Origin of the sequence: Chryseobacterium lactis, assembly GCF_003815875.1 — a bacterium.
Taxonomy (GTDB): domain Bacteria; phylum Bacteroidota; class Bacteroidia; order Flavobacteriales; family Weeksellaceae; genus Chryseobacterium; species Chryseobacterium lactis.
This window is the reverse complement of the sequence record NZ_CP033924.1, coordinates 3,981,125-3,993,352: the sequence shown is the minus strand read 5'-3', so window position 1 is coordinate 3,993,352 and position 12,228 is coordinate 3,981,125. Positions and strand designations below refer to the sequence as shown.

Genomic DNA, 12,228 nt, shown 5'->3' with positions numbered 1-12,228 from the left:
ATATTATGGATAGTCCGGTTAAAATTCCTTACGAAAGTTTTATAAAAATTGATAGAAAATCAGATACTTCTATTTACCTGCAAATAGCGAATCAATTAATCAATGCGATTCAAAGAGGCTTTTTACCTTTTGGCACCAAACTACCGGGAACAAGAACCTTTAGTGAACTGCTGGAAATCCATAGAAATACGGCTGTAGCAGTATATGATGAACTTTCTGCACAAGGCTGGACTGAAAGTTTTCCCAATAAAGGAACTTTTATCATTGGAAAAGATCAGGAAAAACCCTTAAAGATGAATGATTTTAAACAAAATAATCTTCAAAACTATCCTGAAACAGTCGGCTTTTCATTCAAAACATCCAATATTCTGGATAATCCCTTTGAACATTCCGATTGCGAATATGTTTTTAATGATGGTGTTCCGGACATCAGACTAACGCAAATCGGCCAGCATTCCAGATTTTACAGCTCTATTCTTAAGCGAAAAGCCAATCAGAAAGTATTGGGGCATTATAATCATGACGGAAGTGAGTTTTTTAAAGAACACTTATCCCGTTATCTCAATTTATCCCGCGGATTGCCGATTTCCAAAAATAATCTTCTGATTACCCGAAGTACGGAAATGAGTATTTATATTGTTTCCGAGATTCTTCTTTCTGCCGGAGATATCGTCCTGGTAGGTGCACTAAGTTATTTTTCAGTAAATATGATCTTTATGAAGGCAGGGGTTCAAATGGTTTCGATTCCTATTGATGAAGACGGAATAATAGTAGAAAGTGTACGGGAAGCCTGCAAAAAACATAAGATCCGAATGCTGTATCTTACTCCGCATCATCACTACCCTACCACTGTGGCACTGAGTGCCCAGAGACGGCTCGAATTACTGGAACTGGCCAACGAGTATGGGTTTATTATTCTGGAAGACGACTACGATTATGAATTTCATTATGATAAAAGCCCGATTCTTCCACTGGCCAGTGCAGATACGAATGGAATGGTTATCTATATCGGATCTTTTGGAAAATCACTGGCACCGGGATTCAGAACGGGATTTATTGTGGCACCGGAAAACCTGATGGTTGAGATGAGAAAATATCTTGGGATTATTGACCGTCAGGGTGATATTCTGATGGAAAGAGCTTTAGGAGAAATGATTGAAGAAGGAGAAATCAACCGGTATCTGAAAAAATCTTTAAAGATATATCAGGAAAGACGAAATCATCTCTCAGACTTGCTACAGGAAAACCTAGGAGATCTTATTACCTTTCAGAAACCTTCCGGCGGATTAGCGATCTGGCTGGAATGGAATATTCCTATCAATCTGATGCAGCTAAGCCGTAAATGTGCTCAGGATAACTTATTTATTCCCAAAACATTACTCTACCAGAATAAAGGCATCACTGCAATCAGATTAGGATTTGGTGATCTGGATTCTGCAGAAATGGATAAAAGCATCGACATTTTTTCAAAAAATGCAAAATTACTGAGCTAGCTACCTATTTTGGGGATTTTTCGAACTATCATTGGAGTCTGTTTTCATCCTTTTTAGTGGGTTTTTATATTATTTTTTTGTTAATTCTAAACTTTATTTTCAACCATTTTCTTTCTTTTTGTCTCATTTTGAGATTAAATTAAACGGGGTTATAACGCCATTTTTTTAACAAAAATAATTCCCATTTAAGGGAATAATCAGGGGACGTTTCACCTTGATTTGAAATATGTGATAAATATCATTGTGTTTTTTTAGTCAATAATATTTTATATTTACTCCATTATTTTTAATTGTTCTAAATAAATGAAACGACAATATGCCCTTTCAGTCATTATATTGGCTGCCTTTACTGCACATACATCTGCACAAAACAAGCAGGATAGTGTTACTACCAAAGATATCAACGAAGTAGTTCTGGTGTCTTCACGTTCTCCAAAACAAATAAGCGACATTCCGGGAACGGTCTGGATTATTGGTGAAAAAGAACTTCAGACACAAATAAAAGGCGGAGCCGGATTGAAAGAAGTATTGGGAAATATGATCCCAGGTTTTGATTTTGGAAATCAGGGAAGAACCAATTATGCACAAAATATGAGGGGACGAAATGTTTTGGTGATGCTCAACGGAGTTTCTCTGAACAGCACAAGAGCAGCGAGCAGACAATTTGATGCTATTGACCCTTTCAATATCGAGAGAATTGAAGTTTTATCGGGAGCTTCAGCCATCTATGGAGGCGATTCAACCGGTGGAATTATCAACATTATTACCAAAAAGCCAACTTCTGATAAATTGGCTTTTGAAACATCTGTAGGGCTTAAAACAGGATTTCACAAAGATGATCTTGATAAAAGAATTGCCCAATCTATTGCAGGTGGCAATGATAAAGTAAAATTCAGGCTTGGAGCTGCATTTACGCAGAATGAAGGTGCTTTTGACGCCAACGGAAACCAGATTATCACCGATGTAAAGCAGGCAGATTTTCAGTACAACCGTTCCATTGACCTATTAGGAGGCGTTAGCGTTAAACTTAGTCCGGATCAGGATTTGAGTTTGGATCTTCAATATTACAATTCAAAAGTTAGAAATAAGAAATGGCTTTCTTTCGGGCCTGGATTTACAGGATTTACTACCAAAAATCCTGATTTAATCAATGTATTGGGTGGTGCAGACTCAGATGTAGTTCCGCGTACAGAACGGTTCATGGCGAATTTACAATACAGCCTTCGCAATATTTTAGGAGGCCACAACTTGCTTCTTCAGGCATATGGCCGAAGAGAAGAAGTAGACTTCGGGGCATCTTTTGCCGAGATTCCAAAACCTCCGGCTGGCGTTATACTTCCGGTTTTCCTGTCTTCGGGAAGAGGAAATACAGATGTGTACGGAGCTAAAGCTGTCTTATCAAAAAAATGGAACGCTTTTAATTTTACATATGGAACAGATATTGACTACGAAAAATTTAACGGTGATCAGGCTATTTTTAATCCTGCAAAAAGCAGTGAGTCAGGTGGATTGGTAAATAAAACAGACGCTTTTGTCGGTAGATATCCGGATACAAATATCTTTACCTTAGCCGGTTTTATTCAGGCAGACTGGAATATTACCAAAAAACTTACCCTTTCGGGAGGAGTAAGACAGCAGTTTATCAACGTAAAACTCGATGATTTTGTAGGCTTTAAAGAGCAGGTATACATGCATTTCGGATATGGAAACTCTGCAGATGTAGTCAAAGGTGGAAAAAACAATTATGATGTTACCCTATTGAATGCAAGTTTGCTGTATAAGTTTACCCCTGCATGGCAGACATGGTTTAATTTTTCTCAGGGATTTGCGGTTCCTGATGCTGCAAAATCTTATGGTTTCGGGAAATACGAATTGGTCAACAACCGTTGGAATCTTTTGAACAGTATGAATATTGCGGAACAGCCGTTAAGTGGAATTAAGACCGATCAGATGGAAATTGGTTTCAGACACAACAGAAGTTCAGAATCCGGTTTGTATGCTCAGGGATCTTTTTTCTATGCATTATCAAGCAAAACCTTGAAAATAGACAATGCTGCTTTTACGGTTTCATTACTTGATCAAAAACTTAGAAACTATGGTTTTGAAGGAGCTTTAGGTTACCGTTTTGCACAAGGACTGGAAATCGGAGGAAATGTTTTATTAATGCAATCGGAAACTAAAACAGTAGACAAAGGCTGGCAAAATCAGTCGGTATATACCACCAACCCTTCCAAGTTTATGGTTTTCACAGGTTGGAATGCTAAAAGATTTTCTTTGAGACTGCAAATGCAAAATTCTATGAATTATACTGATCTTGCCGATATGAAAATTACAGGATATACCCTATTCGATTTTATGGGCGATATCAAACTCAATAAAGGAACAATCAACTTCGGGGTTCAGAATATTTTCAATAAGCAATATACTTCAATCTGGGGACAACGTTCTGTATTTTTCTACGGAGCTCCTCAGAAAGCATTCGCTTATCAGGGCCGCGGAACAACATTTTCTGTAGGTTACACGATTACTTATTAAATTAAAAATTATTAATTACAAAAAATTTTGAAAGCCACCGATTTTTCCAATAATACAACTAAAGGCGGAAATATACCCTTCCTTCGGGAGGGGTGGCTGATCAAAAATTTGACGGAGGATAAAATAATTATTCATAAAATATATCATCAATCTTTAAATCCAAAATTTTCGATTAAGGAGTAAAAGAACACAAATTCACAATATCTATGAACACAGTCATTACCGAGCAGATTGCATCGGAAAAGGATAGTCTTTTCCCAAATCTGGAGAACTTATTCTGTGATATCAACATTCACGAATATCAAAATGCAATGCATAAAGCACAGCAGAGTGTTATCGCTTTTTTAGAGGAAACTCATCAGCCTTTCAGCGGAGTTTCTCCAAAAGAATTGAGGAAACAGTTTGAATATATAGATCTTAACGCTCCTCCCATAAGCTATGACGAGCTTTTTGATGAAGTGAATGATCTGTATACACAACATGCGGTTGCTTTTCATCATCCTAAATATGTAGCCCACCTCAATTGTCCGGTAGTTATTCCGGCGGTTGTGGCCGAAGCTATGATCAGTTCAATTAATTCTTCTCTTGATACCTGGGATCAGAGTGCCGGAGGAACTTTAATGGAACAGAAGCTTATTGAATGGACATGCAGGGAAATAGGATTTGATCAGTCATCAGACGGAATATTTACCAGCGGAGGCTCTCAAAGCAATCTGATGGGGATGCTTCTGGCAAGGGATCATTTTTCCATTAAATTTCTGAATCACAACATCAAAAAAGATGGATTACCTAAAGAAGCTCATCGTTTCAGGATTTTCGTTTCTGAAGCAGCGCACTTTAGCATTCAGAAAAGCGCATCTATGCTGGGGCTTGGCGAACAAGCTGTTATTAAAATCAAAACGGATCGTTCTTTCCGGATGAACAGTGTATTACTGGAAGACGCGGTAAGAAAGGAGATTGAAGCAGGAAATATTCCTATTGCAGTTGTAGCCACAGCAGGAACTACTGATTTCGGAAACATTGATCCATTGATCAACATTTCAGGAATTGCCAAAAAATATAACCTCTGGTTTCATGTTGATGCAGCGTATGGCTGTGCTCTGCTTTTAACAGAAAAACATCGTCATTTGATCAATGGAATCGAAGAAGCCGATTCTGTAACCGTAGATTACCACAAAGCTTTTTTCCAGCCGGTAAGCAGCAGTGGTTTTTTGGTAAAGGATAAAAATTATTTCAGATTGATCACTCATTATGCAGATTATTTAAATCCTAAAGATCACGATGAAGACGAAATCCCTAATCAGGTTAATAAATCCATACAAACCACAAGACGTTTTGATGCGTTAAAACTTTGGTTTACGCTCCGGATTATTGGTAAAAAAGGACTGGGAAGCTATATTGACAGAATTATTATGACGGCCCGTGAAGCAGTGGAAGCTCTGGAAAATGATCCGCATTTTGAATTATTAAATTCCTCGGATATTTCAGCACTGGTATTCAGATACTCTGCAGATCCTTTTAAAACATTTGACCTGAACAGAATCAATACATTTATCAAATCACAACTCTATAAACAAGGCCATGCCCTGACCGCCGGAACCAAAGTAAACGGACAATTCTATCTGAAATTCACCATCCTGAATCCATTAACAACAATTGAAGACATCACATCTATACTTAACACCATTAAAAAATACGGAAATGAATACATTAAAGTCAACTAATATCCCTGAATACGCAGAAAAGGTAAACTATACAGCACTTATCAACTGCTATATGAAAGAATTCAAGAACTGGAGCCGCTACCTTGGCATTCCTAAGTATGATGAGGGAATCGCAGCCTATCTTCAGGAAACACCTACCAATCTTCACATCAGAATCGATTTTTCTTCAATCGGATGTGATGTGTATGTTCCGGTACATTATTTCTCAGAAAGCGGAAGACATTTATTTGATTTTCCGGTATTGATGAGAGTTCTTGCCACTGATGAAGTTTCAGAATTGGATGTTTACGGCTTTATGACGCTGACGGCTGAGTATGCAAAAGGGATTTATCCTGGTATTGAAGCTTCCACAGTGATGGATAGATTGAACAACAGTATTGAAAACCTGACGGAATATCTGTACCACTCCGTACATGTGAAAAAGCCAATCAACGATCTCGAAATGTCATTCATTGAAGCTGAACAGTCACTTATTTTAGGACATATTCTACACCCGGTTCCTAAGTCTAAGCAAGGATTCAATGGTGAAGATTTATTGAAATATTCTCCTGAAACTTCCGGAAGATTCCAGTTGTTTTATTTTCTTGTGAACCCTGAAAATATGATTGAGAAAAATGCTGACGGTGAGTTGGTCAGTAAGGAATTAGGTGAAAAGATTTATCCTCTTTTAAATCCTGAACATAAAAAACTTTGGGATCAACACCCAGAATATCATATTTTACCAATGCATCCGTGGGAAGCAGATTATTTGCTGAGCCAGGAGAATGTACAAATCATGCAGGAACAGGGAATTCTTTTTGCTTTAGGGCATTACGGAGACTTCTTCACTCCTACTTCATCAGTAAGAACGGTTTACAATGAAGACAGTAAGTGGATGTACAAATTCTCTTTGCATGTAAAAATCACGAATTCGGAGAGAATTAATCTGTATCCGGAACTTCACCGTGGCCATGACATCAGCAATCTGTTGAAAACGGACTGGGGAAAGAATCTTCAGAGAGATTTTCCGGAAATTGATTTCATGGTAGATCCGGCTTTTATGGCAGTTACTTTTGAAGGAAAAATCATTAATGGATTTAATATAAGCATTCGAAGAAACCCTTTCCAGAGTGAAAATAAAAACAAAAATGTAACGCTTTTGGCCGCTCTTTGCCAGGATGGGATTCTGGGAAAACCTTCAAGACTTCAGAATATTATTACCAGCACGGCTGAAAAATTGGGTCAGTCATCAGAAAAAATTGCGCTGGAATGGTTCAAACAATATCTTCACCTTTGTGTAAGACCCATCGTAAGGATCCTGAATACTTATGGACTTGCTTGTGAATTCCATCAGCAGAATGTGATGATAGAGCTTGACAAAAAGGGATTCCCGGCGAAAATTTACTTTAGAGATAATCAGGGATTCTTTTTCAGAGAAGGAAGAAAAGAATTGGTTTCCCAGGCTCTTCCGGGAATTGCAGACGAAAGCCAATCTATTATTGATGAAGAATCTTTAGCTCCAAAATATACCTATTACCTGGTAACCAATAACATTCTTGGAGTTGTTAATGCTTTAGGTTGTAGCAAATTAGTTGATGAGAAAAAGTTAATTAATCTTGTTTATAAAGCATTTAAAGAACTTGAAAATGAAGACGAGACCGGATTGGTAAATTATATTGTAAACAAAAGAGACTGGTACACAAAAGGAAACTTGATCACCAGCCTTCAGAACATCAACGAAGCCGATGAATCTCTGGAATATCCGGCTGTTTTCCTTGATACGTCCAATCCTCTTACAAAGTATTTCTACAGTCATAAGCTGATAAAACCTGAAACGAAAGACACCGTGTATTCACGTCATTTTGAGGATGAAAATCTTACCATCAGCATCAGACCCTTTGATATTGACAACGATTTCGAAATGATCCATGAGTGGTTCAATATGGAACATGCCAAGCCTTATTGGAAAATGGATGGTCCGAAAAGAGATCTTGAGCTTTGGTTCAGAACCATTCTTCCGAGTGATGAACAGCATAGCTTTATCGGCGAAATCAACGGGGTTCCGCAATTCAGTTTTGAGCCTTACTGGCCTATGAGAGATGTGGTAGGTGCCTATTATGATTCTCTTCCGACAGATTACGGAACGCACTTTTTTGTTGCTGAAACACGTAAGGATAAAAAGTATTCTTTCCAGTCTTTCCAGGTGGCATTGGATTATATTTTCTCTCTTCCTGAAATTGGAAAATGTATCGGAGAAGCCTCTGTTGAAGCGGTTCCTACTGACAGACTGATCACAAAATTAGGCTATACAAGAGAAGGAGTTATCACCATGCCTCATAAAACAGCCTATCTTACTTTCTGCACCCGTGAAAATTACTGGGAAAAGTGTCCTGAAAGCAAGCTGGAAATAAATAATGCTTAAGACAAAAGCTAAAATTGAGGCTTTAAAGTCTTTATAATTAGATATTATTTCTCGCAGATTATACAGATAAGGCAGATGTATGCTAATTGCATCTGTTTGATCTGCGGGAATTAAATATTTGGGACTTTAACTCCACTCAGCCTGACAAATAATATATCATCAGGTTGTATCGAGTTAAAAGATTTTTTTAACATTTATAAAACAAAATACATTGGAAAACAATAAAGTATACGATATTATCGGGATCGGAATCGGCCCTTTTAACTTAGGACTGGCGGCACTTCTTGAGCCGGTAGACGAGATCTCTGCCCTATTTCTTGATCAGGCGGAAGGATTCGACTGGCATCCGGGGCTGATGCTGGATAATGCGACGTTACAGGTTCCTTTTATGGCAGATCTGGTAACGATGGCAGATCCAAAAAGTAAATTCAGTTTCCTTAACTTTTTAAAGGAAACTGACAGACTGTATAAATTCTATATCAGAGAGGATTTCTTTATTTTAAGAAAAGAATACAATCTATATTGTCAATGGGCAGCCAATCAGCTTAAAAGCTGCCTGTTTGGTAAAAAAGTGGAGAATATTAGTTTTGATGAAAGTCAGGAGGTATTTACCATTGATGTTTTAGATCTTAAAAATAATGATGTTACTCAATATATAACTAAAAAGATGGTATTGGGGACAGGTACACAGCCTAGTCTTCCAGCTTTTATGGAAGGCAAAGACTTTCCAAATGTCATTCATACTTCAGAATATCTGAATCATAAGGCAGATATCAAGAATGCAGGTTCTGTCTCTATTATCGGATCAGGGCAAAGTGCCGCAGAGATATTCCAGGATCTGCTTCCGGAAACTGAAGACGGAATGTTTATGAGCTGGTTTACAAGACCAGATCGTTTTTTCCCGATGGAATATTCAAAATTAACGTTAGAACTGACATCTCCAGAGTATGTAGATCATTTTTACAATATGCCGCCTTCACAACGTAAGGCAGTTCTTGCCAAGCAGCCACCGCTTTATAAGGGAATTAATTTTGATCTGATCAATGATATTTTTGACACTTTATACGGAATGAGCGTAGGAAACACGCCTCTTAATGTAGCTTTAAAACCAAGCTGCCAATTGGATAGTGTTTTACCTGAAGGTAATTCTTACGCCTTGAATTTTACTCATGTACAAGACAATGCAACCTTTACCCATGTTTCAGATTATATTATCCTGGCAACGGGCTATAAATACAAAGAGCCTAAGTTCCTGAAGGGTATTGAAAATCTTATTGAAAGAAATGAAGACGGATTATTTGACGTAAGCCGCCATTATACTGTAGATCGTGCAGAAAGTATTTTTGTTCAGAATGTGGAATTGCATACTCACGGTTTTGTAACTCCTGATTTAGGAATGGGAGCTTACCGAAATGCTTTAATCATTAATGCTGTTGCCGGAAAAGAGATTTATAAAGTAGAAAAAAGAATCGCTTTCCAGGAGTTTAATACCCAAAAGACATGGACCGCAAAACATTCATCCTAGAAGGTGATATGAAAAAGGTCATGTGGGAAACCTCATGGCCTGCCGTTGCGGCGATTGTCCTCTACGGAATCAACAATTTCCTGGATGCTATATTTGTAGGATATCTTATCAATACTCAGGCTTTGGCAGCGGTGGGAATGGCTTATCCCCTGTCTCAGATTGTACTGGGATTTGGAAGACTGGCCGGAACCGGAGCTGGAGCTGCTGTGAGCATCTGGATTGGAGAAAACAATAAAGAAAAACTGTACCGGTTGTTCGGAAGTTTTAATGTCCTTTGTGTATGTTTTTCTATTCTCTGTACGGTTCCTGCCTATATTTATGCCCATGAACTTATGGCCATGATGGGAGCCAAAGGAGAATTACAAACGATTGCTGTGGAATACTTCCGTGTTACCCTGATTGGAACGATCTTCTGGATCTATGGTCTGGCATTAAATATGTTGGTCCGGGCTGAAGGAAAAATGAAAACGGCAGCCATCATGATCACCGTTGGGCTTATTATTGATATTATTCTTAAGCCTATCTTTATTTCAGTATTCGGATGGGGTGTTGCCGGTGCAGCATGGGCTACCAACTGCGGTATGTTAATTTATTCTCTATCAGGATTTTATTATTATGCTAAAGGTAAAAGTTCCTTTGCCACCCAATGGAAATCCTTTTCATATGATCGGGAGATTGGAAAAAGAATTATAAAATTAGGTCTTCCTGAGATGATTTTGTCTGTAATGGGTGTGATCCAGAGTATCATTATTTTTAATGCTATAGCAGCTTATGGAACAGAAAGAGATATTTCGTTTTTTACGATATTGAACAGGTTTTTCCTTTTTCTGCTGACTCCTTTATTCGGATTGATGAGAGGTCTTCAGCCGGTAGTAGGAATTAATTTTGGAGCCGGACAGTTTAACAGAGCCGGAAAATTCCTCAGAACTTATATTCTTGCAGGTGTAGCTATTCTCTCACCATTTTTTCTGGTGGCCTTGATTTTCCCGAAAGAGCTGATTAGCCTCATGCTTCCCGGCTATGTTGCAGAGCAACATCAGATTCTGGATTTCAGACTGTTTTTCTCTGTGCTTCCTTTACTTCCGATTACGGTGCTGGCTCTTTCGTATTATCCTGCAATCAATCAGAGTAAAAAAGCCAGCTTTCTGGTCTTTCTTCGCCAGATCATTTTGTACATTCCTTTAATGCTGATCCTTCCTCATTATTTCGGAATTAAAAGTATTTATTGGGGAAGCGCTTTAATAGAATTGGTGGTTGGAGTCGTTACTTTATTTTTGCTTAAAAATTATAGGATGAAGGTAAATGAAGTTAGAATTAATTAGATTTATATTTTTATTAAACGGCCTGGTATGTTTTATATCAGGCCGTTTTTTATGTAATCTTCAGAATGTTTTTAAATTTTGGCTAAAGCCGATTGAATTTTTATCTAATTGATGAATGGGCTAAAGCCCATTCCTATTCAAAAAATCCCGCAAACTTTTATTTTAGTCATTATTGATTAAAAAATCTCGCGAATAAAGATAATTGTTCTGATAATGACCGACTCCAATATTCCGGGACATGCCCTCCAAGAGATTCAGTATATAGATGCTGAATCTTTGCTTCTGTGAGTTTTTTATGAAAATTTCTGTTCATTGTAATCATTTGGGTGTCATCTGTACCACAATCAAAAATATATTGCTGGTCTGCTCCGGACATTAATTTTATTTTGCTGTCGGTGAGGAAATTGGGGTTTAGAGACTCCAGTGGTCCTAATACTTTATTGACCATATACTTCTGATATCCTTCACCAAAAGAATTGAAATCCAGAGCACCACATGAACTTCCTACAATTCCAAAAGTTTTGTTGTAGGTAACTCCGATATTCGTGGCTCCATAGCCACCCATACTCCATCCGAGAATACCCCTGAACTTTTTTTCTGCTTTCACCGGATAGTTTTTATCAATGAACTCTACCAGTTCTTTTCCGATGAAAGTCTGATATTGTGAATCTTTAACCATAGGACTATCTGCATACCATGAACTGTAATTTCCATCCGGCAATACATAGATTGTTTTATATTCCTGAGCCTTTTTAACTAAATCCGGAATATCCTGTTTGATAATTCTTTCCGGATTACCACTGAATCCATGCAGAATATATACAGACGGATAGGTTGTATTAGGTTGTACATTGGGAGTAATGATAATTGTTTTGATCTTTTTATTCATTTTCGGACTGAAAATTTCCTGATGAATAATTTTTTGTGCTGATCCCTGAGCAAAGGCAGTCAGGATCAGAATAAAGCTGATTAACTTTTTCATGCTATAAAAATGTTTAATTAATAAAGAGCATAGTATCAGAGGACATCTAGTATAAATTTAAGGTGTTTTTATCTTACCTTAAAATAATTAAAGGGATTTTTAATGTACAACTCGTACTTTAAAATTATCCATATGCCATTGCCTCGATTCTATGACAGAACAAAGGTCTTGTACAAAAAGTTGAAAAGCCTCAACATATGTTGAAGCTTTTGTTTATTTTTTATTTTAAATAAGAGTATTCGGCAG

At 37.6% G+C, this 12,228-nt stretch carries 7 protein-coding genes; 6 read left to right on the top strand and 1 reads right to left on the bottom strand.

Going from position 1 to position 12,228, the window contains the following annotated elements:
- The first annotated feature begins 5 nt into the window (after positions 1-5).
- The 6 genes from EG342_RS17725 (at position 6) to EG342_RS17700 (ending at position 11,000) form a co-directional block, all read left to right on the top strand.
- Positions 6-1,493: an aminotransferase-like domain-containing protein gene (locus EG342_RS17725; protein ID WP_103292478.1), complete on the top strand. Its 1,488-nt coding sequence runs from the start codon at positions 6-8 to the stop codon at positions 1,491-1,493.
- A gap of 303 nt (positions 1,494-1,796) precedes the next feature.
- Positions 1,797-4,028 carry a TonB-dependent receptor gene (locus tag EG342_RS17720; protein WP_103292479.1) on the top strand — a complete coding sequence of 744 codons (2,232 nt, stop codon included), beginning with the start codon at positions 1,797-1,799 and terminating at the stop codon, positions 4,026-4,028.
- A gap of 206 nt (positions 4,029-4,234) precedes the next feature.
- Complete coding sequence (locus tag EG342_RS17715; RefSeq protein WP_103292480.1) at positions 4,235-5,752, top strand: pyridoxal phosphate-dependent decarboxylase family protein; 1,518 nt, start codon at positions 4,235-4,237, stop codon at positions 5,750-5,752.
- Positions 5,730-8,153 (top strand): GNAT family N-acetyltransferase, encoded by a 2,424-nt coding sequence (locus tag EG342_RS17710; protein ID WP_103292481.1) that lies wholly within the window; start codon positions 5,730-5,732, stop codon positions 8,151-8,153. Before EG342_RS17715 ends, EG342_RS17710 begins: the two co-directional genes overlap by 23 nt.
- A 211-nt stretch (positions 8,154-8,364) precedes the next feature.
- Entirely contained in the window at positions 8,365-9,678 is a 1,314-nt protein-coding gene (locus EG342_RS17705) for a lysine N(6)-hydroxylase/L-ornithine N(5)-oxygenase family protein (protein WP_103292482.1), read from the top strand.
- On the top strand, positions 9,654-11,000 hold the full coding sequence (locus EG342_RS17700) for an MATE family efflux transporter (protein WP_103292483.1): 1,347 nt from the start codon (positions 9,654-9,656) through the stop codon (positions 10,998-11,000). Before EG342_RS17705 ends, EG342_RS17700 begins: the two co-directional genes overlap by 25 nt.
- 169 nt (positions 11,001-11,169) lie before the next feature.
- On the opposite strand, the gene EG342_RS17695 is transcribed toward EG342_RS17700, so the two are convergent.
- Positions 11,170-11,982: an alpha/beta hydrolase gene (locus EG342_RS17695; RefSeq protein ID WP_103292484.1), complete on the bottom strand. Its 813-nt coding sequence runs from the start codon at positions 11,980-11,982 to the stop codon at positions 11,170-11,172.
- Positions 11,983-12,228: the final 246 nt, after the last annotated feature.

Bases quoted from the DNA above. Each gene is read 5' to 3' on its own strand.
- EG342_RS17725 (WP_103292478.1), top strand. From the start codon at position 6: ATGGATAGTCCGGTTAAAATTCCTTACGAAAGTTTTATAAAAATTGAT.
- EG342_RS17720 (WP_103292479.1), top strand. From the start codon at position 1,797: ATGAAACGACAATATGCCCTTTCAGTCATTATATTGGCTGCCTTTACT.
- EG342_RS17715 (WP_103292480.1), top strand. From the start codon at position 4,235: ATGAACACAGTCATTACCGAGCAGATTGCATCGGAAAAGGATAGTCTT.
- EG342_RS17710 (WP_103292481.1), top strand. From the start codon at position 5,730: ATGAATACATTAAAGTCAACTAATATCCCTGAATACGCAGAAAAGGTA.
- EG342_RS17700 (WP_103292483.1), top strand. From the start codon at position 9,654: ATGGACCGCAAAACATTCATCCTAGAAGGTGATATGAAAAAGGTCATG.
- EG342_RS17695 (WP_103292484.1), bottom strand. From the start codon at position 11,982: ATGAAAAAGTTAATCAGCTTTATTCTGATCCTGACTGCCTTTGCTCAG.